Annotated in this window: 21 protein-coding genes and 1 tRNA gene; 13 read left to right on the top strand and 9 right to left on the bottom strand. The window is 65.5% G+C overall.

The window, feature by feature from the left end:
* Nucleotides 1-30: 30 nt before the first annotated feature.
* Complete coding sequence (locus PSEK12I1_RS0113665; protein ID WP_027601883.1) at nucleotides 31-264, bottom strand: hypothetical protein; 234 nt, start codon at nucleotides 262-264, stop codon at nucleotides 31-33.
* 23 nt (nucleotides 265-287) lie between these two features.
* Nucleotides 288-614, bottom strand: coding sequence for a hypothetical protein (locus PSEK12I1_RS0113660; RefSeq protein ID WP_027599856.1), 327 nt, complete (start codon nucleotides 612-614; stop codon nucleotides 288-290).
* Nucleotides 615-786: 172 nt separating this feature from the next.
* On the opposite strand from PSEK12I1_RS0113660, the gene PSEK12I1_RS24800 reads away from it, so the two are divergent.
* The 5 genes from PSEK12I1_RS24800 (at nucleotide 787) to PSEK12I1_RS0113635 (ending at nucleotide 5,631) form a co-directional block, all read left to right on the top strand.
* Nucleotides 787-933, top strand: a complete 147-nt coding sequence (locus tag PSEK12I1_RS24800; protein ID WP_165904647.1) for a hypothetical protein — start codon at nucleotides 787-789, stop codon at nucleotides 931-933.
* Between the two features lie 89 nt (nucleotides 934-1,022).
* Nucleotides 1,023-1,099: transfer RNA gene (locus PSEK12I1_RS0113650), tRNA-Met, on the top strand.
* 190 nt (nucleotides 1,100-1,289) lie between these two features.
* A complete protein-coding gene (mprF, locus tag PSEK12I1_RS0113645; RefSeq protein WP_027601882.1) occupies nucleotides 1,290-3,947 on the top strand; it encodes a bifunctional lysylphosphatidylglycerol flippase/synthetase MprF in 2,658 nt (885 codons plus the stop codon).
* A 7-nt stretch (nucleotides 3,948-3,954) separates the two neighbouring features.
* Nucleotides 3,955-5,229, top strand: coding sequence for a virulence factor family protein (locus PSEK12I1_RS0113640; protein ID WP_027601881.1), 1,275 nt, complete (start codon nucleotides 3,955-3,957; stop codon nucleotides 5,227-5,229).
* Nucleotides 5,230-5,325: 96 nt separating this feature from the next.
* Nucleotides 5,326-5,631 (top strand): hypothetical protein, encoded by a 306-nt coding sequence (locus PSEK12I1_RS0113635; RefSeq protein WP_027599859.1) that lies wholly within the window; start codon nucleotides 5,326-5,328, stop codon nucleotides 5,629-5,631.
* A 46-nt stretch (nucleotides 5,632-5,677) separates the two neighbouring features.
* Here PSEK12I1_RS0113635 and PSEK12I1_RS0113630 read toward each other — a convergent pair whose 3' ends face one another.
* Entirely contained in the window at nucleotides 5,678-7,519 is a 1,842-nt protein-coding gene (locus PSEK12I1_RS0113630; RefSeq protein ID WP_007158976.1) for a potassium transporter Kup, read from the bottom strand.
* 306 nt (nucleotides 7,520-7,825) lie between these two features.
* On the opposite strand from PSEK12I1_RS0113630, the gene rimO reads away from it, so the two are divergent.
* On the top strand, nucleotides 7,826-9,151 hold the full coding sequence (gene rimO, locus PSEK12I1_RS0113625; RefSeq protein WP_027601880.1) for a 30S ribosomal protein S12 methylthiotransferase RimO: 1,326 nt from the start codon (nucleotides 7,826-7,828) through the stop codon (nucleotides 9,149-9,151).
* Between the two features lie 7 nt (nucleotides 9,152-9,158).
* On the opposite strand, the gene cadR is transcribed toward rimO, so the two are convergent.
* From cadR to PSEK12I1_RS0113610, 3 genes are all read right to left on the bottom strand, one after another.
* Nucleotides 9,159-9,629 carry a Cd(II)/Pb(II)-responsive transcriptional regulator gene (gene cadR, locus PSEK12I1_RS0113620; RefSeq protein ID WP_027601879.1) on the bottom strand — a complete coding sequence of 157 codons (471 nt, stop codon included), beginning with the start codon at nucleotides 9,627-9,629 and terminating at the stop codon, nucleotides 9,159-9,161.
* 194 nt (nucleotides 9,630-9,823) lie between these two features.
* Nucleotides 9,824-10,003: a hypothetical protein gene (locus tag PSEK12I1_RS0113615; RefSeq protein ID WP_007158979.1), complete on the bottom strand. Its 180-nt coding sequence runs from the start codon at nucleotides 10,001-10,003 to the stop codon at nucleotides 9,824-9,826.
* Between the two features lie 169 nt (nucleotides 10,004-10,172).
* Nucleotides 10,173-11,576 carry a hypothetical protein gene (locus tag PSEK12I1_RS0113610; RefSeq protein WP_027599863.1) on the bottom strand — a complete coding sequence of 468 codons (1,404 nt, stop codon included), beginning with the start codon at nucleotides 11,574-11,576 and terminating at the stop codon, nucleotides 10,173-10,175.
* Between the two features lie 136 nt (nucleotides 11,577-11,712).
* On the opposite strand from PSEK12I1_RS0113610, the gene PSEK12I1_RS0113605 reads away from it, so the two are divergent.
* Nucleotides 11,713-11,964, top strand: coding sequence for a CsbD family protein (locus PSEK12I1_RS0113605; RefSeq protein WP_007158981.1), 252 nt, complete (start codon nucleotides 11,713-11,715; stop codon nucleotides 11,962-11,964).
* Between the two features lie 79 nt (nucleotides 11,965-12,043).
* Here the strand turns inward: PSEK12I1_RS0113605 and PSEK12I1_RS0113600 are convergent, their stop codons facing one another.
* The 3 genes from PSEK12I1_RS0113600 to tesB all read right to left on the bottom strand — a co-directional run bounded on the left by PSEK12I1_RS0113600 (nucleotide 12,044) and on the right by tesB (nucleotide 14,861).
* Complete coding sequence (locus PSEK12I1_RS0113600) at nucleotides 12,044-12,412, bottom strand: response regulator (protein ID WP_027599864.1); 369 nt, start codon at nucleotides 12,410-12,412, stop codon at nucleotides 12,044-12,046.
* A gap of 25 nt (nucleotides 12,413-12,437) precedes the next feature.
* Nucleotides 12,438-13,886 (bottom strand): ATPase domain-containing protein, encoded by a 1,449-nt coding sequence (locus PSEK12I1_RS0113595; protein WP_027599865.1) that lies wholly within the window; start codon nucleotides 13,884-13,886, stop codon nucleotides 12,438-12,440.
* A gap of 114 nt (nucleotides 13,887-14,000) precedes the next feature.
* On the bottom strand, nucleotides 14,001-14,861 hold the full coding sequence (gene tesB / locus PSEK12I1_RS0113590) for an acyl-CoA thioesterase II (RefSeq protein WP_027599866.1): 861 nt from the start codon (nucleotides 14,859-14,861) through the stop codon (nucleotides 14,001-14,003).
* A gap of 171 nt (nucleotides 14,862-15,032) precedes the next feature.
* On the opposite strand from tesB, the gene PSEK12I1_RS0113585 reads away from it, so the two are divergent.
* From PSEK12I1_RS0113585 to PSEK12I1_RS0113560, 6 genes are all read left to right on the top strand, one after another.
* Nucleotides 15,033-16,649 (top strand): histidine kinase famiy protein, encoded by a 1,617-nt coding sequence (locus PSEK12I1_RS0113585; protein ID WP_027601878.1) that lies wholly within the window; start codon nucleotides 15,033-15,035, stop codon nucleotides 16,647-16,649.
* Nucleotides 16,646-17,278 carry an exopolysaccharide biosynthesis protein gene (locus tag PSEK12I1_RS0113580; protein WP_007158986.1) on the top strand — a complete coding sequence of 211 codons (633 nt, stop codon included), beginning with the start codon at nucleotides 16,646-16,648 and terminating at the stop codon, nucleotides 17,276-17,278. Before PSEK12I1_RS0113585 ends, PSEK12I1_RS0113580 begins: the two co-directional genes overlap by 4 nt.
* Nucleotides 17,275-18,201 (top strand): histone deacetylase, encoded by a 927-nt coding sequence (locus tag PSEK12I1_RS0113575; RefSeq protein WP_027601877.1) that lies wholly within the window; start codon nucleotides 17,275-17,277, stop codon nucleotides 18,199-18,201. The genes PSEK12I1_RS0113580 and PSEK12I1_RS0113575 overlap by 4 nt, the downstream gene beginning before the upstream one ends.
* Nucleotides 18,202-18,213: 12 nt before the next feature.
* Nucleotides 18,214-18,990 (top strand): NYN domain-containing protein, encoded by a 777-nt coding sequence (locus PSEK12I1_RS0113570; protein WP_007158988.1) that lies wholly within the window; start codon nucleotides 18,214-18,216, stop codon nucleotides 18,988-18,990.
* A 154-nt stretch (nucleotides 18,991-19,144) separates the two neighbouring features.
* Entirely contained in the window at nucleotides 19,145-20,386 is a 1,242-nt protein-coding gene (locus tag PSEK12I1_RS0113565; RefSeq protein WP_027601876.1) for a zinc-dependent alcohol dehydrogenase, read from the top strand.
* A gap of 46 nt (nucleotides 20,387-20,432) precedes the next feature.
* Nucleotides 20,433-21,677, top strand: coding sequence for a TIGR03862 family flavoprotein (locus PSEK12I1_RS0113560; RefSeq protein WP_027601875.1), 1,245 nt, complete (start codon nucleotides 20,433-20,435; stop codon nucleotides 21,675-21,677).
* Nucleotides 21,678-21,685 lie beyond the last annotated feature (8 nt).

Genomic DNA, 21,685 nt, shown 5'->3' with positions numbered 1-21,685 from the left:
ATTTGTCCATGGCGAACGACGAATCACCCGTCAACTGACGTCTTGCAGCAGGCGTTGCCGGTGCACGACCTCTTCGCGCAGCTCATCGACCACCGCCTTGAGATCGTGGGCATGGTGCAGCTGATCGTAATAAAGGTGGCGTTCGGCGATCACGCCGTCGGGTGTGGTGATCATCAATCGTGCGAAATGCTCGCTGCGCTCGAAGAACTCGATGCGACCCAGGCCCTGGAGATGGTGGAGCAAGGTTTCCAGCAGGAGATTCATGGCGGCCCCTTGGACTTTCCTGGTCAAACGGTCCGGTCGCGCTGCCCATCGTCGAAAGGTGCACTCTCGTCGCCGGCGATGGCGGTCCGATCTTCTATATGGCCGGAGCGAACATGGCGGGACGTGGTGTCCAGCAATTCCTGCGCAGCGGCGCGGAGCGTCTGCATGTCGTCGACGAGCAATTCGACTTTCTCCACGACCTGAAGTGCCATCTCCGACGCGCCTTTGGCACTGCTGCCGGTCAGCGCCAGGGAAAGATTGCACAACTGGGCGACCAGTGTCGCTATATCGTGATCCATCACGCGCATGATGCGCTGATCCAGACAACTCGAATCCTGGGAAGGCTGCATGAGGTTCTCCATAACACTCATCAAGGGTAGCACATGGCCACCACCCGCCTTAACCGCTTAGCGGCGTTTTGCTATCACCTTCTCACTTGATCAAAGAGGCACTCTCATCGGGTTTCCGGACTCTTTGCCGCCAGGACAGGTCGACTGAGGACGTACCTCTAGGAGAACCCTCATGAAACGCCCTCTACTCCTGTCCTCCGCCCTGCTCCTCAGCCTCATGCTGGGTGGCTGCTTCGATCGCGACCAGTCGGATCAACAGAATCGCTCAAGCGGTGAAAAGGCATCCGTGCAGATGCAGAAAAGCGACGGCGACAAGTAGGCCCGCCCTTGCTTGGTAAATAAGCCTTTGATCGCTATTAAATTTTTCTTGACGAATTTTTTCTTGGCCCTATACTGAGCCCCATCGGACGCGGGATGGAGCAGTCTGGTAGCTCGTCGGGCTCATAACCCGAAGGTCGTTGGTTCAAATCCAGCTCCCGCAACCAAATTCGAAAAAACCACTCTCTTGAGTGGTTTTTTTTTGCGCTGAATTTGACCCAGGTCAGATCCAAGCGGTGCGAACTTGGCAGCTGCAAGAGCTACAAAGGTTGGTATAGAGCTTTTTTATCTGTACAAGGCTTGGCAAACCGCGCGCGACCAGTAATCTGACGCGCGTTCCTGTCTAGAGGAGTTTGCATGACTGCACCTGATCCAGCCAAAGAGGTCTCCTCGAAGCCGGCATCCCCTGCGGACCACCCCGTAGCGCCCCCTCAAGCGCTACCCTGGCGCCTTCTGGAGCGGTTGACGGCCTATCGACAACCCATCGAACTGGGCGTCACCCTGGTACTGTTCGCCGCCGCCTTGGTGGTCTGCTGGCACCTGCTCAGCAGCATCGATGGCGAAGCCCTTCACGACGCCCTCCACGATATCCCCCATTCCTCGCTGATCGGCGCCCTCATCGCCGCGGCCACCGGTTTCACCATCCTGCTCGGTTACGAGTGGTCGGCCATGCGCTTCGCCGACGTCAAGTTGCCGGCCCGAACCTGGACCATGGGTGGTCTTACCGCCTTCGCCATCGGCAACGCGATCGGCCTGTCCATGCTGTCCGGCGGCTCGGTGCGCTATCGCCTCTATGCCCGTCAGGGGCTCAGTGCCCTGGAAGTGGCGCAGATGACGGTATTCTCCAGTCTGGCGCTGGGCACCGCCCTGCCGCCGCTGGCCGCCATCGCCGCCCTGACCAACCTGCCGGCCTCCACCCAGGCCCTGCGCGTGCCGGAAGCGGTCATCGTCACGGTGGCTGCCCTGATCCTGATCGGCTATGCCGTGGGCATCCTGGCGCTGCGTCGCTGGCGCGCGCCCGAGCAGCCGTGCGCCCATGCCCTGCACTTCCGCATCGGCAAGCGCGCCCTGCGCCTGCCGACCCTGCGGCTGTCCGTGCTGCAGCTGGTGATCACCATCCTCGACGTGACCGCCGCCTCGATGGTGCTCTATCTATTGCTGCCCACGGCGCCGCCCTTCGGTGCCTTCCTGCTGGTCTACCTGCTGGCCCTGGCCGCCGGGGTGCTCAGCCATGTTCCGGGCGGTGTCGGCGTGTTCGAAGCGGTACTGCTGGCCGCCTTCGCCAATGAGCTGGGCGCCGCGCAGCTGGCCGCGGCGCTGGTGGTCTACCGCCTCTTCTATGTGCTGCTGCCGTTCGTGATCGCCTGCCTGGTGCTGCTGTTCAGCGAAGGCCGGCGCCTGCTGTCGAACAGCCCGGCCGTACGGGTCGCCTCCGGCCTGGCCGCACCCATCCTCGCCATCCTGGTTTTTTTTTCTGGGGTGGTGCTGCTTTTTTCTGGGGTCACCCCTGAAATAGACACCCGCCTGGAGGGCATGGACTTCCTGCTCCCCCAGCGGCTGATCGATGCCTCCCACCTGGGCGCGAGCCTGATCGGCGTCGTCTGTCTATTGCTGGCGCAGGGATTGCGCCGGCGCCTCTCCGCGGCTTGGGCGGTGACCTTGGTTTTGCTGCTGCTGGGCTGCCTGCTGTCCCTGTTGAAAGGTTTCGACTGGGAGGAAGCCTCCATTCTGGCGATGACGGCCGCGCTGCTCGCCATCTTTCGTAAATCCTTCTATCGCCGCAGCCGGCTGATGGAGCAGCCCTTCTCGCCGCTGTACGTGACCGCCAGCATCTGCGTGGTCGCCGCCTCGGTGTGGCTGCTGCTGTTCGCCTACCAGGATGTCCCCTACGAAACGCGTCTGTGGTGGCAGTTCGCGCTGGACGCCGATGCCCCGCGCGGCCTGCGGGCCGCCCTGGGCAGCTCCGTCCTGCTGCTGATCATCGCCCTGGGCTGGCTGCTGCGCGCCGCGCCGCCGCCCATCGAAGCGCCCACCGGCGCCGAGCTCGAGCGCGCCTTCGGCATCGTGCGCAAGTCCAGCCAGCCGGATGGCGGCCTGGTGATGACCGGGGACAAGGCCCTGCTCTTCCACGAAAGCGACGATGCCTTCCTGATGTACGGACGGCGGGGCCGCAGCCTGATCGCCCTGTTCGATCCCATCGGCCGCTCCCAGCCCCGCGCCGAGCTGATCTGGAAATTCCGCGACCTCTGCGACCTGCACCATGCACGCCCGGTGTTCTACCAGGTACGGGCGGAGAACCTGCCCTTCTACATGGACATCGGTCTCACCGCGCTCAAGCTCGGCGAAGAGGCGCGGGTCGACCTGCATGCCTTCGATCTCGACAGCAAGGGCAAGAAGGACCTCAGATACACCTGGAATCGTGGTCAGCGCGATGGCCTGGCCATCGAATTCCACGCCCCGGGCGAGGCGCCTCTGGACGAGCTCAAGGCCATCTCCGACGTCTGGCTGGAAAGCAAGCAGGTCCGCGAGAAGGGCTTTTCCCTGGGTCGCTTCGATCCGACCTATCTCAGGCACTTCCGCATCGCCGTGATGCGCTTCCAGGGCAAGGCGGTGGCCTTCGCCAACCTCCTGGAGACCGAACGCCCGGATCTGGCCAGCATCGACCTGATGCGGGTCACCGCGGATGCGCCCAAGCAGACCATGGAATTCCTCATGCTCGGGCTGATCCTGCACTTCAAGGCCGCCGGCTTCGCGCGCTTCTCCCTGGGCATGGTCCCGCTGGCCGGCCTGCATCCCCGCCGCGGCGCCCCCATCACCCAGCGCCTGGGCGCCATGGTGTTCAGACGTGGCGAACAGTTCTATAACTTCCAGGGGTTGCGCCGCTTCAAGGACAAGTTCGATCCGGAATGGGAACCGCGCTACATGGCGGTCCCCGCCGGCCTGGACCCCCTGGTCGCCTTCGCCGATACCGCCGCCCTAATCGCCGGGGGTTATACCGGCCTGGTCAAACGTTGAGACTCCTATGCTGAAACGTGCACTCGCAGTACTGCTCGTCATCCTGCTGATCGCGGGGGGCCTCGGCTGGTGGTGGCTCCATCGCTGGCCCTCGGCGCCCCAGGTCAAGGTCATGGCGCAGCCGGACGGTCGCCTGCTGACCATGGCCGCGCCCAAGGGCGAGCCACACGCTCGCGTGGTCCTGGCCACACCTGCGGATCTGCAGCTGGCGGACGCCGATCTGCTGGGGCTGGCGACCAACACCGGCGCCGAGATCGTCCAGTACGAGGTCCAGGTCTCCAACAACTGCCAGGCGCAGAACGACGACTTCGCCAACGCCGCCAAGCAGCTGAGCGGCGCGCCGACCTTTGTCGGCGGCATCGGCCCGGGCGCTGCCCGCGCCTGGCGCTGGCTGGCCACCCAGGACAACCCGAAGGCCGCCGCCCTGAGCGTCGGCTTCAACCTGGAAACCCTGGATTGCCCGGACGCCCTGCCCGCCAAGGCGGCAGCCGGCCAGTGGCACATCGCCTGGAACGATCATCCGACCGATGATTCGGCGATCTTCGTGCGTCAGCAGAGCAATGCCGACCTGACCATCGCCGACTACGGCACCGCCCTGCCGGTGGTGCTGCGTGCCCAGCTCAAGAACCGCCTGCTGGGTCAGCACAACGACATCCCGACCATCGAGATGCCGGCAGATCCCGACGTCAAGCCCGGCCATCCCGACGTGGTAACCATCTTCTACTCCGGTGACGGCGGCTGGCGCGACATCGACCGGCTCTCCGCCCAGGCCATGAACGAAGCGGGCTATCCGGTGGTAGGCGTGGATGCGCTGCGCTACTTCTGGCAGCACAAGAGCCCGGAACAGGTGGCCGCCGACCTGGCCAACCTGATGCAGGAATACCGCGAGAAGTGGAACGCCAAGCACTTCGTGCTGGCCGGTTACTCCTTTGGCGCCGACATCCTGCCGGCGGTCTACAACCGCCTGCCCAAGGCGGATCAGGACCAGGTGACCTCGCTGCTGCTGCTGGCTTTCAGCCGCAAGAGCAACTTCGAGATCGCCGTGGAAGGCTGGCTGGGCAAGCCGGGTGACGAAGCCGACACCCTGCCGGAAACCAGCAAGATCCCCGCCGCCAAGCTGTTCTGCGTCTATGGCGAGGAAGAGAAGGACGACAGCGGTTGCACCCAGCCGGGCCAGCCGGGTGAGAAGCTGGGGCGTCCGGGCGGTCACCACTTCGACGAGAACTACGACAAGCTGGCCGACTTCATGGTCAAGGCCATCGAGGCCCGTACGCCGCAATAGCGTATCCCGTCCGGGCCTGCGGGCCCGGACGAACGGCCGGAACAAGGAGCCGGTCTCCCGCGGTCTATGGCTGCAACAGCCACGGAGACCCCCGACATGAGCACACCGCTTTCCGCCGATGCCGCCAGCAAGATCCTGGTGGATGCCTTCCAACCCCTTGGCTGCGTGGTGTCGTCCGGTGCGGATGGCCATGACCTGGCACTGGGCGTGGTGGATGCCCAGGGCAAGACGCTCTATACCGAAGAACAGCTCGGCGAAGCGGACTACGCCGATCCCCTGCGCCTGGCCGGCTACATCGGCACGGTACGCAGCGAGCTGGAGAGCCGGGGCCAGACCCTCGACAGCTGGCAGATGCCCTTCATCACCGATCCCGACGCCCTCCCCCCGCCAGTGTTCAACTAGGCAAAGAAAAGGCCCCTGCTGGGGCCTTTGTGCTTTTCGCGCTCGGCTAGATCTCCACCTGGGTACCCAGTTCGATCACCCGGTTCACCGGCAGCTTGAAGAATCTCAGGTTGCCGTTGGCGTTCTTCATCAGGAAGACGAAGAGATTCTCGCGCCAGGGCGCCATGCCCAGGCGCTTGGAGGCGATGACCGTCTCCCGGCTGAGGAAGTAGGTGGTACGCATCGGCGTGAAATCCAGTCCCGGATAGGGGCAATGGCTGAGCGCCAGGGGAATGTCCGGTTCGTCCATGAAGCCGTAGTGCAACACCACCCGATAGAAGCCATCACCGAAGTCCTCGACCTCCATGCGCTCGCCGCGCGACACCCGCGGACGATCCTCGTAGCGCACCGTGAGCAGCACCACCTGCTCGTGCAGCACCTGGTTGTGCAGCAGGTTGTGCAGCATGGCGTGAGGGACCACGTCGGTACGGGCGGTCAGGAACACCGCGGTGCCCTTGGCACGGAACGGCGGTTGGGCGCGGATGCTGCTGATGAAGATCGGCAGCGGCAGCGCGCCGTCATCCAGGCGCTCCACCACCAGTTGCCGGCCCCGCTTCCAAGTGGTCAGCAGGATGAAGATGACGATACCGGCGATCACCGGGAAGGAGCCGCCGGAAAAGATCTTCGGCGCATTGGCGGAGAAGTACAGCACGTCCACCAGCAGGAAGCCGATCAGCAGCGGCACCATGATCCAGCGTGGCCATTTCCATAGCAGCAGGATCACCGCCGACACCAGGCAGCTGGTGATCAGCATGGTGCCGGTCACCGCCACACCGTAGGCTTCGGCCAGGTTGGCCGAGGACTGGAAGGTCAGGATCAGGAAGATCACCCCCAGCATCAGCGCCCAGTTCATCAGCGGAATGTAGATCTGCCCCTGCTCCTGGCTGGAGGTGTGCTGGATCTGCATGCGCGGGATGTAGCCCAGCTGGATGGCCTGGCGGGTCATGGAGAAGGCGCCGGTGATCACCGCCTGGGAGGCGATGACGGTGGCCAGGGTCGCCAGGCCGATCATCGGCAGCAGCAGCCATTCCGGGGCCAGCAGATAGAAGGGATTGCGCACCGCCGCGGGATCGGCGAGCAGCAGCGCGCCCTGACCGAAGTAGTTGAGCACCAGCCCCGGCAGCACCAGCAGCAGCCAGGCCCGGGCGATGGGCTTGCGGCCGAAGTGCCCCATGTCGGCGTAGAGCGCCTCGGCGCCGGTCAGCGCCAGCACCGCCGCGCCCAGCACGATGAAGCCCTTCACCGGGTTATCGGCGAAGAATTGCACCGCCCAGTAGGGATTGAAGGCCTTGAGCACCTCGGGCTGCTGGACAATGCCATAGACACCCAGGGCGCCCAGGGTGGTGAACCAGAGCACCATCACCGGCCCGAAGAACTTGCCGATGGTGGCGGTACCGCGCTTCTGGATGGCGAAGATGCCGACCAGGATCACCAGCGCGATGGGCACCACCCAGGCTTCCAGACCATCGAAGGCCAGTTCCAGACCCTCCACCGCCGACAGCACCGAGACCGCCGGGGTGATCATGCTGTCGCCGTAGAAGAGTGCGGCGCCGAACAGCCCCAGCAGCACCAGGGTGGTGGCCAGGCGCGGCGAGCCCTGGGCGGCACGCCGGGCCAGGGCGGTGAGCGCCATGATGCCGCCCTCGCCCTGGTTGTCGGCACGCATGACGAAGGTGATGTACTTGAGTGTGACGACCCAGATGAGCGACCAGAAGATCAGCGACAGGATGCCGAGCACACTGTCGTGATTCAGCGGCAAGCCGTAGTGCGGCGAAAAGACTTCCTTGAGGGTATAGAGAGGACTGGTGCCGATGTCGCCGTATACCACACCGGTGGCGAGCACGATCATTCCCAAGGCCGAAGGGGCTTTACCACCGTGCTCGTGTTCCGGACGGCTCATGCAGGGCTCCTAGAGTCTAAAATCGGCGCATCCTGCGCCGAAGCGGCGTCAGGATCAAGTTGAAAAGGCCGGTAGCGTGGCGCGCGCAACCTCTCAGCGCAGCGCTTCCAGCACCATAGACTCCTTGGTCGGCAAAAAGCTCTGCGCGGTCGCCAGGACCTGCCTGCCCCTTCCAAGCAGCGGCAGAGATGGCTAGAATCGCGCGTTTTTTGATCAAGGCGCCTCCTGAGCGCCCGCCGAGGTTAGCCCATGTCCATCCAAACGTCCGCCCCCAAGGTCGGTTTCGTCAGCCTCGGCTGTCCCAAGGCCACCGTCGACTCCGAACGCATCCTCACCCAGCTGCGCATGGAAGGCTACGAGATCGTGCCGACCTATGAAGACGCCGACGTAGTGGTGGTCAACACCTGCGGCTTTATCGACAGCGCCAAGGCCGAGTCCCTGGACGCCATTGGCGAGGCCATCGCCGAGAACGGCAAGGTGATCGTCACCGGGTGCATGGGTGTGGACGAGGGCAACATCCGTGGCGTGCATCCCAGCGTGCTGGCGGTGACCGGTCCGCAGCAGTACGAGCAGGTGGTCAGCGCCGTGCACGAGGTGGTCCCGCCGCAGCTGGAGCACAATCCGCTGATCGATCTGGTGCCGCCCCAGGGCATCAAGCTGACCCCGCGCCACTACGCCTACCTGAAGATTTCCGAAGGCTGCAACCACAGCTGCAGCTTCTGCATCATCCCCTCCATGCGCGGCAAGCTGGTCAGCCGCCCGGTGGGCGACGTGCTGTCCGAGGCCGAGCGCCTGGTCAAGGCCGGCGTCAAGGAGCTGCTGGTGATCTCCCAGGACACCAGTGCCTACGGCGTCGACCTCAAGTACAAGCTGGACTTCTGGAACGGCCAGCCGGTCAAGACGCGCATGCTGGAGCTGTGCGAGGCGCTGTCGGGCATGGGCGTCTGGGTGCGCCTGCACTATGTCTACCCCTACCCCAATGTCGACGACGTCATTCCGCTGATGGCCGCCGGCAAGCTGCTGCCCTACCTGGACATCCCCTTCCAGCACGCCAGCCCCAAGGTGCTCAAGTCCATGAAGCGCCCGGCGTTCGAGGACAAGACCCTGGCGCGCATCAAGCGCTGGCGCGAGATCTGCCCGGAGCTGACCATCCGCTCTACCTTCATCGTCGGCTTTCCCGGCGAGACCGAGGAAGACTTCCAGTACCTGCTGGACTGGCTCACCGAGGCCCAGCTCGATCGCGTCGGCTGCTTCCAGTACTCGCCGGTCGAGGGCGCACCCGCCAACGAGCTGGGCCTGGAGCCGGTTGCGGACGAGGTCAAGCAGGAGCGCTGGGAGCGCTTCATGGCGCACCAGCAGGCCATCTCCGCCGCGCGCCTGCAGCTCAAGATCGGTCGCGAGATCGAGGTGCTGATCGACGAGGTGGACGACCAGGGCGCCATCGGCCGTTCCTATGCCGATGCCCCGGAAATCGACGGCAACGTCTATGTCGACAGCGCCAGTCCGCTGAAGCCGGGTGACAAGGTCTGGGTGCGGGTCACCGACGCCGACGAGTACGACCTCTGGGCAGAGGCGCTCTGATTCCTAGCTAGTCATGCAGGCGGTGGGTGCCGGGCACATGGGCGTGCCCGGCCGCACTGCAGCTGGCGGTGGTCGCCGATGGCGCCGCCGGCTGACCGAGTTCGCGCAGGATGCCGCAACGGTCCCCTTCGCCCTCTCCCTGGCAGTGGCGCCTCAGGGTCACCAGCTGTTCACGCAGCTGATTCAACTCGCGGATACGCACCTCGACATGATGCAGATGGTCGCCGATCAGGGCGTCCACCTGGGCGCAGCCGGGTTCGCGGGTATCGCGCAGGGCCAGCAGGGCGCGAATCTCTTCCAGCGTCATGTCCAGCGACCGGCAATGGCGAACGAAGACCAGGCGCTCGACCCGGCTTTCGTCATAGCTGCGGTAGTTGCTGCTGCTGCGCGCCGCCGGACTCAGCAGCCCTTCGCGCTCGTAGTACCTGATGGTCTCGACGGCGCAATCGGTGCGCCTGGCCAATTCGCCGATCTTCATCATCCTGTCTCGTTGAGCTGAGGTGCACAGCCTGCCGTGCCGGAGCCGCCGCAGCAAGGATGGAAGACGGTCAGGGGGCTGAGGGAGCGACGTTACCGGAGGGGGAAGACATGGATAGTCCGGCTGATGAGGGGCCAGACAGGACGACACCCCGGCGATGAGTGGGTCGCCGGGGCGTCGAGACAGCCGCCAGATTAGTTGGCGTTGTTCTGGTAGAGCGCGGAGACCCGGTTGGGATGCTCCGACTGGAATTGGGCTTGAGCGTTGGCGCGAATCGACTTGCTCGACATATCGCGGCTGGCGGCGGACGCCGTGCCCGACAGCAGGCCCATGAACAGGACGGCGACGATGGCTTGGACACCCAGGACTTTCATAGCGAATACCTCTTGGTTGTGCTGTTTCGATAGACACAGCGTACTCCCAGTACTAATTCGCCAAAAAGAGTCCTTTTAGAGAGTAATATTTACCTCTGAGGAAAATATCACCTGGGAACTTCCAGACCTCATGCAGCAGCCCCCGGCCTGACCAGGGGCTCTGGGCCGGCTATCGCAGGTCGCTCAGGTGCTTTTCCAGGCCCATGGCGCGTCCGGCTCCGACACTGGTCAGGTGGAAGAAGCCGTAGTCCTCCAGGTAGGTCCAGCGACTCAGGGGGCCATGGCCCGCCTCGCCATGCCGGCACTCCAGGGTCTTGGCCCGGCCGCTGAGGCTGGCCAATACCCGGCGCGCCTCGCCGTCGCCCACCACCTTGCAAGACAGCCTGATCTCGCGCTGCTCGGCGCCCTTGAGATTGCCGGTCAGGGTCTGCCGCGCCTGGTAACCGACCTGGCTGCCAACGGCGAGGGCGCGCCAGTCGCCGCTGAAGGTCAGCTGATCCAGGCTGGCGACTTCTTCCACCGGCAGGTTGCCGTTGTCGATACGGGTACGGCGTACCAGGTCGATCAGCCCGCGCCAGGTGAGCGAATCGACCCGGGCCGCCTTGCCCTGGGCACTGAAGCGCAGCAGTCCGGGCTGGGCGCCAGGGCTGACCTGCACCTCTTCGCGATAGGCATGGGTCTGGCCTTCGTAGCGGCTCTCGCCCTCCTCCACGAAGCGCTGCACAGCCACCCGCGGCGCGGGCAGCGCCAACGCCTTGAGCGCCTGCAGGGGCTGCGCCTGGGCCGCGGGTAGTTCGCCGGGAGGCGGCGGAGCAGCCGGCGGTGTGGCGGCGGCCCTGACCTCTTCCATGCGCGGCGTAGCCAACAAGGCGTCTCGCCGATCACAGGCGGCTTCCAGCAGGGTACGCCGTTCGGCCGGCGCCGCCGTGAAGGCTTCCTGGCCCTGGGCGCTCGGCTGGCTGTCGGTCACCCGCCCCGCATCGTCCAGGCCGTAGCGCGCCAGTAGCAGGTAACGGCGCGCCGTACAGTCGGCCGCCAGGGATTCGCGCCACTGGCGCACCGGAGCACCGTAGCGTGGCGTCTGCAGGACGACGGGCAGTTGCTGACCCGCCCAGAAACGGCGCACGCCGTTATCGTCCACCAGGCTGTTGCGGTCGATCACCAGGGTGTCGCCGCCGGGGCCCCTGGCGAGGGCGCGCCAGTCGGCATTGGCGGGCCGGGCGCAGAGCGCCGCCACATCGGGACGCTGCTTGAGCGCCGCGACCTTGGCCGCGCTCAACGGCAAGGGCGCGGCATAGGCATTCACCCGCCCCGGATAGACCCGCTGAGCGCCATCCAGGTAGAGCAACTCGGCCTGGTCAGCCACGCAATCCAGGGAGACCAGGGCGGAGCCGCCATCGGCCAGGGCGAGCGCCATCTGCAGACGCGAACCCTCGCGCAGAACGCTCTCGGCGATGATAGGACGGGCGAAGAGGTCGTCGGCCCCGGTCGGGGCTTCGGCCGGCGGCTGCTGAGTGCTGCAGCCCGCCAGGAGCGACAGCAGGCAAAGGGCGGAAAAACGGCTGGAGATCATGGATCCTCTCGGCAGGGAACCGCGATACACGTCGCGAACAGCAAATTGACCTGAACGAAATGCGTCTGGCGCGGATCAATAAAGGAAGCATGCCGCTTGGCATGACCTCCCCCGTTTCCCCACACGAGGTGCATTTATGAATACCGATCAGATCATAGGCAATGCCAAGGACGCTACCGGCAAGGTCCAGGATAGCTTTGGCGCGGCGACCGGCAATGCCGACTGGCAAGCCCAGGGCAAGGCCCGTCAGCTGGAAGGCAAGCTGCAGGAGCAGTATGGCCAGGCCATCGACTGCGCGCGCAACGTGACCGCCGACAAGCCCTTCACTGCCCTGGCCATCGCCGGCGGCGTCGGCTTCGTGCTGGGCGTACTGCTTTCGCGCTCCTGATCGGAGACGCGGGGCTGGCCGCTGCGCCAGCCCCATAGCAAAAAGGCCTGTCTAGACAGGCCTTTTTGCTATGGGTTCGTCATTGCTCCAGGGTCACCAGGTGCTTGTGCACCGCATCGACGATGTCGCTGATGTTGAACGGCTTCTGAAACACGCAATCGAACAGCTCCGAACTCTCCTGAGCCAGATGCGCCTGGGCGCCGCTCATGAGGATAATGGGCAGATGCTGCAAGCCCTGACGTTCACGCAGGGCCTCTGCCAGCTCGCGGCCGTTCATCACCGGCATCATGAAATCGGTGATGACCAGGGACGGTAGTTCGCGATCGAAGACGTCAAGCGCTCGGCGACCATTGCTCGCCTTGACCACCATGTAGCCTTCGTCTTCGAGGGCGAAGGCCAGGATGTCCGCTATCAGGAATTCGTCATCGACTACCAGTATCGTCGTCATCTGGAGATTCTCCCACCCGACGCGATCATGGTTGTGTGGAGGGCATGGCTGAACCTGAAAGTACCTTCACCATGTCTTTGAATGCCTTTTTCAGTTCGATTCCCGAGTCGTCGATGATCAGTTCGCACAGCGCTGGATCGTAGATGCTGTCCCTGACCTTGAGGATCGACAGCACCCGCTTGATCTCGGCCTCGGCCTCGACGAATCGCAGCAAAATCAGATTGTCCACCATGCTGGAAAGTTCGGGCGCCGGCGCGGCGATGTCCGCGCCAAAGACATCGCGCAATTCCCAGGTGGCTAGAACTGTGACGCCCTGGGTACGCAGCTCGTTCAGTAGCGCGCTGAAGTATTCGATGAGCCGTCCTTGCGGCAGGGCGAAGCGGGCGATGGCGCCCAGGCTGTCGATCACCAGCCGCTTGATGCCGTGCCGTCTGACCATGGCCAGCAGTTCGAGACCGACCTCGTCGAGGCGCATCTCGGTGGTCGGTTGCCAGTGCAGATGCAAGGCGCCCTCGTCGACCCGGCTGGCCAGGTCGAGGCCCAGGGCGCTCGCCTTGAGCAGCAATCGCTCCGGCGGTTCGTAGAAGCCGAACATCAACGCGGGCGCTTCCGGCGTGCAGGCCGCCAGGAAGTTCAGGCTGATGGAGGTCTTGCCGGCACCCGATGGCCCCATGAGCAGGGTGGTCGAACTCTCCGGCAGGCCGTTTTCGATCATCGCATCCAGCGACGCCATGCCACTGGGCACGCGCTGGTGACCGACGCGATAGGTCGCGCCGGCCGAAGGATCGCGATACAGCGCCTCGAGGCGCGGAAACACGGTGATGCCGGCATCGGAGATGGTGAATTCGTGAAAGCCCGGCAGCGCGCCGCTGCCACGGGTCTTGCGCAACGCCAGGCGGCGGATGGTGCGACTGCCGATTTCTTCCTCGTGCAGATCCAGCACACCATCGACCATGGTGTGTTCCGGGCTGCCGTCCTCGAGACGCGCGCTGGTGAGAAAGATGACCGTGCAACCGGCAAAGGCCGCATGCCCCTGCAACTCGGCGATGAATTTCTTGGTGTCGATCGGCGTTTCCGCGCGCGACCGGGCATTGAGCAGGCCATCGACCACCAGCAGACTGGCCTTCTGCCGGCTGATCTCGCGACGCAGCAGGCGGACCACCTCGTCCAGCCCCTCACCTTCCATGGTATCGAAGGCACTCAGGTACTGGACCTGGTCGCCGATGCAGGAGCGGTCGAAGAAATCCAGCGTGGAAAAGAACTGGAACATCCGCTCGTGGGTTTCCGACAGCATGGTGGCGAACAGAACCCGCCCACCACCGCGCACATGGTTGAAGGCGATCTGGTTGGCCATGATCGATTTGCCGGAACCCGGACGCCCCTGGATGACATAGGACGCACCTGCAACCAGGCCTCCCTTCAAGATCTCATCCAGCCCCTGGATACCGGTTACGACGCGCGCGAGTCGATTCAAGAACGATGCCTCAAACTAATGTTGTGCCTGGGACGCCCAGCCGCGGGCGTCCAGTCCTTCGCAGGCAAGAGCCTATAAGGGTGATAACCAAATAGCCAGCCGGACGGCTGGATCTCAGCCGCGTTTGCGAATCAGTCCTTCCTGGGCCACCGAGGCCACCAGCTGACCTGCGCGGTTGTAGATGCTGCCGCGGCACAGACCGCGGGCACCACCGGCCCAGGGGCTGTCGATGGCGTACAGCAGCCAGTCGTCCAGGCGGAAATCGCGGTGGAACCAGACCGCATGGTCGAGGCTGGCGATCTGCAGCGAGCGGTCCCAGAAGCTGGTGCCATGGGGCAGCAGCGAACTGGGCAGCAGATTGAAATCCGAGGCGTAGGCCAGCAGATAGCGATGCAGGGCCGGCTGGTCCGGCAGGTCGCCGGTGGCGCGGAACCAGACGTGGCGGACCGGTTCGGTGGGCTGCGGCTGGAAGGGGTCGGTAAAGACCACCGGGCGCATCTCGATCGGGCGCGGGCCGAGCAGCTTGTCGCGCAGCGGCGCAGGAATCAGCTCGGCATAGCGCTGGGCGTGGGCGATTTCCGATTGCAGGGTCTCGGGTGCCGGTACCTCCGGCATGGTCGTCTGATGCTCGAAACCCGGCTCCTCGATATGGAAGGAGGCGCTGCAGAAGAAGATCGGCTGCTCGCCCTGGAAGGCGGTGACCCGGCGCGTGGAAAAGCTTCCGCCGTCGCGAATGCGATCCACCTGGTAGGTCACCGCCTCGACCGCCGACCCGGCGCGCAGGAAGTAGCCGTGCAGCGAGTGCACCCGGCGCTCCACCGGCACGGTCTGGCTGGCCGCCGACAGCGCCTGCCCCAGGACCTGACCACCAAAGAGCTGGGGAAAGCCCAGATCCTGGCTGCCGCCGCGATACAGATCGGGGGCCAGGGATTCGAGGGTCAGTAGATCGACCAGGTTGTCCAGCACCTTGCTCATGGGTAGGGTTCCTTGACAGAGAGCGATCATCATACGCAAAACCGGTCAAATCCTGTGCGTTCGCCGTGCTTCCAGACACATTGCTCATCGTATGACGATAACTGGTGGAGCTTGTGGCCGTATAAAGGGTCACAATAAAGGTATCGCTGTCCGCTCGCAGGCTTCCTCTCCATGACCGAAACCGCAATCGCTTCGTCTTCCCACCCCGCCGCGGCCCAGATCGCGGAGCTGGGCAAGGGTCTCGGCCACGACGACATCTTCTTTGCCGCCGTGAAGAAGACCCGGATGCCGATGATCGTGACGGATCCGCACCAGCCGGATAACCCGATCATCTTTGCCAACGAGTCCTTCCTGCGTACCACCGGTTATGCCCTGGACGAGGTGCTGGGTCGCAATTGCCGCTTCCTGCAGGGACCCGACACTCGCCAGGAGCACATCGCCGAGATCCGCAACGCCATCCGCGAGCAGCGCGACTGCGACATCGAGTTGCTCAATTACCGCAAGGACGGCTCGACCTTCTGGAATGCGCTGTTCATCTCGCCGGTGCTCGATCCCGCGGGCCAGCTGCGCTATTTCTTCGCCTCGCAGCTGGACGTCTCCCGCCGCCGCGACGCCGAAGACGCCCTGCGCCAGGCGCAGAAGATGGAAGCCCTGGGTCAGCTCACCGGCGGCATCGCCCACGATTTCAACAACCTGTTGCAGGTGATGGTCGGCTACCTGGATATCCTGAGGATCAACCTGGACCGCCCGGAACTGGACAGGGACAAGGCCAAGCGCCATGTCGACAACACCCGCGACGCGGTGAATCGGGCGGCGACCCTCACCCAGCAGCTGCTGGCCTTCGCCCGCAAGCAGCGCCTGACCGGGCGCGCGGTGGACCTGAACAAGCTCATCAATGCCCGCCAGAGTCGCCTGGCCCAGGCCCTGGGCGGCCCCTTCCGCTTCATCTTCCGCCCGGCACCGGCGCTGTGGAATTGCCGGCTTGATCCGATCCAGCTGGAGACGGCGCTGCTCAACATCGTCGACAACGCTCGCCTGGCCATGCAGGAGCGCGGCACCGGCACCCTGACCCTGGAAACCCTCAACGTCGAGGTCAATGGCCAGGACCTGGCCCATGGCGGCCTGGCCCAGGGGCATTATGTCTGCATCGCCCTGACCGACACCGGCTGCGGCATGTCGACCGACGTGCTCGGGCGCGCCCTGGACCCCTTCTTCACCACCCGCGACGAAGGCCAGGGCAGCGGCCTGGGCCTGTCCATGGTCTACGGCTTCCTCAAGCAGTCGGGCGGCCTGGTCAGGCTCTATTCCGAGGTCGGTATAGGCACCTCGGTGCGTCTCTACTTCCCCGTTTCCGAAGAGGAGGCGCGCGAACACCCGGCGCCCCTGCCGACCCCGCACGAGGACGGCGGCGGTTCCGAGACCATCCTGGTGGTGGACGATCGCCCGGACGTGGCGGCCCTGGCCCAGGCCATCCTGGAAGAGACCGGCTATCAGGTGCTGGTCGCCCACAATGGCCAGCAGGCGCTGGACATTCTCGCGCGCGAACCCGCCATCGACCTGCTGTTCAGCGACCTGATCATGCCTGGCGGCATGAATGGCGTAATGCTGGCCAAGGAGGCCCAGCGGCGGCAGCCCGAGTTGCGCATCCTGCTCACCACCGGCTACGCCAACAACGCCCTGGAACTGGAAGAAGGCAACGGCGAGCGCTTCCCCATCCTCAACAAGCCCTATGGCCGCCAGGATCTGACCCGCTGGATCCGGCGCATGCTGGACAGCGCCCAGCCATGAAAGAAGAGGCCCTGGAGCGCGAGCCCGCCAGCTGCGACACCGGGCAGGATGGCCCGGTGGACCTCCAGAGCTTTCTGGCCTGCCTGGAGCGGGTGGGCAACAGCCCCAGCCAGGTCTCGGTGCAGCACCTGATCGATGCCATCGGCAGTCGCTCCTTTGGCCCCATGATCCTCCTGCCGGGCGTGCTGGCGATCTCGCCGCTCACCGGCATTCCCGGTATCGCCACCGCCATCGCCGTCTTCGTGATGCTGGTGAGCGGTCAGCTGCTACTGGGGCGCGATCACTTCTGGCTGCCACGCTGGGTGCTGCAGCGCTCCGTCTCCCGCGGCAAGCTGCGCAAGTCGCTGCGGCTGCTGCAGAAGCCGGCGCGCTGGGTCGACAAGGTGGTCAAGTCGCGGCTGCGGGTACTCACCTCGCGCCCGGCGCACTTCGTCACCGCCCTGCTCTGCATCCTCATCGCCGCGACCATGCCGGTGCTGGATCTGGTGCCCTTCGCCAACACCACGGCGGGACTGGCGCTGACCTCCTTCGCCCTGTCGCTGATCGCCCGCGACGGCCTGCTGTTTCTCCTGGCGCTGGGTTTCTGTACCGGTATCCTCTGGTTCATCCTGGAGCTCCTGGTGTTTTGATCACACGCCTGCCCCTGGTCTACCACGAGGACTACAGTCCGCCCTTCCCCGCTGGCCATCGTTTTCCGATGGAGAAATTTCGGCTGCTGCACGAACACCTGAGTGCCAGCGGCATCCTGGGCGCGGACAACTGGCAACGGCCCGAACTCTGCCCGGACGAGCTACTGGCGCTGGCGCATGCCCCCGACTACATCCAGGCGTTCAAGGCCGGCGAACTGCCGCCGCCGCTGCAACGCCAGCTGGGCCTGCCTTGGAGCGAAGCCCTGGTGCGCCGCACCATCCGCGCCGTGGGCGGTTCCCTGCTCACCCTGGAGCTGGCGCTGCGTCATGGCCTGGCCTGTCACCTCGCCGGGGGTACCCATCATGCCCATCACGACTATCCGGCCGGCTTCTGCATCTTCAACGACCTGGCGATCCTGGCGCTGTCGCTGCTGGAAAGCGGACGCGTCGGACGGGTGCTGATCCTGGACTGCGACGTCCACCAGGGCGACGGCACGGCGCGCATCCTCGCCGAGGTGCCCGACGCCGTCACCGTCTCCCTGCACTGCGCCACCAACTATCCGGCGCGCAAGGCGCAAAGCGACTGGGACATCCCCCTGCCCCGCGGCCTGGACGGCGCCGGCTACCTGCGGGTGCTCGACGACGCCCTGGGTTACCTGCTGCCGCTCCACCAGCCCGACGTGGTGCTCTACGACGCCGGGGTGGACGTCCATCGCGACGACGCCCTGGGCTATCTCGAATTGACCGATGCCGGTCTCGCGGCGCGCGACAGTTTCGTCTTGCGGCGCTGCCTGGCGGCGGATATACCCGTGGTGGGGGTGATCGGCGGCGGCTATTCGGCCGATCGCCTGGCCCTGGCCCGTCGTCACGGCATCCTCCATCACACGGCGACCCAGGTCTGGCACGAGCTCGGCCTGCATTGAACAGGAGTTTCCATGAGCAAGACCGCCAAGACACCCGAATCCAGCCAGGCACGCCTGGCCGTGCTGATCGACGCCGACAACGCCCCCGCGGCCATCGTCGATGGTCTCATGGCCGAGATCGCCCGCTTCGGCGTGGCCAGCGTCAAGCGCATCTACGGTGACTGGACCCAACCCCAGCTCAACAGCTGGAAGAAGGTGCTGCTCGACCACTCCATTCAGCCGGTGCAGCAATTCGGCTACACCAAGGGCAAGAACGCCACCGACAGCGCCCTGATCATCGACGCCATGGACCTGCTCTACACCCGCCGCTTCGACGGTTTCTGCCTGGTCTCCAGCGACAGCGACTTCACCCGCCTGGCGGCGCGACTGCGCGAGGAAGGACTGACGGTCTACGGCTTCGGCGAGGAGAAGACGCCGGATCCCTTCGTTTCGGCCTGCGACAGGTTCATCTACACCGAGATCCTCAGGTCCAAGCCGCGGGAAGAGCCGCGCGAGGCCGCCGGCGCCAGCGACAAGCCCGCCACCACCAATCGCGGCAAGCCCAAGCTGAGCACCATCCTCAAGCTCATCGAGCAGGCGGTGGAAGACGCCTCCGACGAAGGCGGCTGGGCCAATCTGGGCATGGTCGGGGCCAACCTCGGCAAGGTGCGTCCGGATTTCGACGCCCGCCTCTATGGGCACCGCAAGTTCAGCGGCCTGGTCAAGGCCCATGGCGATCGTTTCGAAGTCCAGGAACGCGATCCCGCCGACGGCAGCGCCGGCAAGGCCGTCTATATCCGCAACCGCTGACGCCGCTGCGCCTGCCCGGCTCTGGCCCGGGCAATAGCGGCGAAAAGTCGCGAACTGTCGCTATCAGATCGCCATACCACCGGTCCGACCTCGCGGAACCGCTCGGCTTACGGCGGCCTCCACCCTAGGTGCTTACCGCCCTACGGAGACCGCCATGCGAGCCTTGACCTACCACGGTGCCCACGATGTCCGCGTCGATACCGTCCCCGATCCGACCATCCAGGACGCCGACGACATCGTCCTGCGGGTGACGGCCACGGCCATCTGCGGTTCGGACCTGCACCTCTACCGCGGCAAAATCCCCACCGTCGAACACGGCGATATCTTCGGCCACGAATTCATGGGCATCGTCGAGGAAACCGGCCCGGCCGTCACCGCCGTGCAGAAAGGCGATCGGGTGGTGATTCCCTTCGTCATCGCCTGTGGCAGCTGCTTCTTCTGCAACCAGGATCTCTACGCCGCCTGCGAGACCACCAATACCGGGCGCGGCGCCATCCTCAACAAGAAACAGATCCCGCCGGGTGCGGCGCTGTTCGGCTTCAGCCACCTCTATGGCGGCGTACCGGGCGGCCAGGCCGAATACGTGCGGGTGCCCAAGGCCAACACCGGTCCCTTCAAGGTGCCCGGCACCCTGGCCGACGAAAAGGTGCTGTTCCTGTCCGACATCCTGCCCACCGCCTGGCAGGCCGTGCTCAACACCGGCATCGGCCAGGGATCGAGCATCGCCATCTATGGCGCCGGCCCGGTCGGCCTGCTGTCCGCGGCCTGTGCGCGGATGCTGGGCGCCGAGCGCATCTTCATGGTCGATCACCACCCCTATCGGCTGGCCTATGCCCAGCAGACCTATGGCGTCATCCCGATCAACTTCGACGAAGACGACGACCCGGCCGCCACCATCATCGAGCAGACGCCCGGCAAGCGCGGCGTCGACGGCGTGGTGGATGCGGTGGGCTTCGAGGCCAAGGGCAGCACCACCGAAACCATCCTCGCCAACCTCAAGCTGGAAGGCAGCAGCGGCAAGGCCCTGCGCCAGTGCATCGCCGCGGTACGCCGTGGCGGTACCGTGAGCGTACCGGGCGTCTATGCCGGCTTCATCCACGGCTTCCTGTTCGGTGACGCCTTCGACAAGGGCCTGACCTTCAAGATGGGCCAGACCCACGTGCAGCGTTATCTGCCGGAGCTGCTCGACCACATCGAACGCGGTGACCTGGCGCCGGAGGCCATCATCACCCACCGGATGTCCCTGGAGCAGGCGGTCGAGGGCTACAAGATCTTCGACAAGAAGCAGGAGGACTGCCGCAAGGTGATCCTGACGCCCGGGCGCAGCGAGCCGCTGATTCCCGAGCGCTTGGAAGAACCCCTGGCAGCACCCCTGGGCCAGGCCGGCGTGGTCTAGCCACGTCGAGTACAATGGCGGTTTTCCTCAGCTCCTGGATGCCGCCATGTCTCTCCTCTCCGCCACGCCCGCCGTCGCTGTCATCGGGGGCGGCCCTGCCGGGCTGATGGCGGCCGAGACCCTGGCCGCCGCAGGCGTCCCTGTGGACCTCTTCGATGCCATGCCGTCGGTAGGCCGCAAGTTTTTGCTGGCCGGCGTGGGTGGCATGAACATCACCCATGCCGAGGAGCAGTCTGCCTTTCGCCAGCGTTATCGCGAGCGTGAGAGCGGCGTCAGCCCCTGGCTCGACAGCTTCGATAGCAACGCCCTGCGCGCCTGGATCCATGAGCTGGGTATCGAGACCTTTGTCGGCACCTCGGGCCGGGTGTTTCCCGCCGACATGAAGGCCGCACCCCTGCTGCGTGCCTGGCTGCATCGCCTGCGCGAGCAAGGTGTGCGCATCCATACCCGCAGCCGCTGGCTGGGCTGGGACGCCGAGGGCCGACTGCGCCTGGCCACCCCGGAGGGTGAGCGGCTCCTGCAGCCCCAGGCTACGGTACTGGCGTTGGGCGGTGGCAGCTGGCCGCGGCTGGGCTCGGATGGTGCCTGGCAGGCCCCGCTCGCCGCGCGAGGAGTTGGACTGCGTCCGCTGGAACCGGCCAATTGCGGTTTCGAGGTGGCCGGCTGGAGCGATTTCCTCAAGACCCGCCACGCCGGCGCGCCGATCAAGCCGGCCGCCCTGGCCCTGCCGGGTCAGCCGCCACGCCAGGGCGAATTCGTGCTGACCGACACCGGAATCGAGGGCAGCCTGGTCTATGCGCTGTCCGCCGAAATCCGCACGGCCATCGAACGGGATGGCCAGGCGACCCTGACCCTGGATCTGGCGCCGCAGCGGGACCTGGCGGAACTCGGCCGGGCCCTGGCCAAGCCCCGCGGCAGCCAGTCCCTGGCCAACCACCTGCGGCGCCATGCCGGGATCGACGGCGCCCGGGCCGCCCTGCTCCGCGAACTGGCCCCACCGGAGACCTTCCAGGACATGGGCCGGTTGGCCCAGGCCTGCAAGGCCGTGCCCCTCACCGTGGTCAGAGCGCGGCCCCTGGCGGAAGCCATCAGCAGCGCGGGCGGTGTACCCCTGGAAGCGCTGGACGACGGCCTGATGCTCCGGCAGCTGCCGGGCGTCTTCTGCGCCGGCGAGATGCTCGACTGGGAGGCGCCCACCGGCGGCTATCTGCTCACGGCCTGCTTCGCCAGTGGCCGCGCGGCGGGCCAGGGCGTGCTGCGCTGGCTGGCCGCTGGCGGCAGCTCGGCCTGAGCGGTCCC

Origin of the sequence: Pseudomonas sp. MOIL14HWK12:I1 (genome assembly GCF_000510705.1) — a bacterium.
GTDB classification, from domain to species: domain Bacteria; phylum Pseudomonadota; class Gammaproteobacteria; order Pseudomonadales; family Pseudomonadaceae; genus Chryseomonas; species Chryseomonas oryzihabitans.
This window is presented reverse-complemented; position numbering and strand designations above follow the sequence as displayed.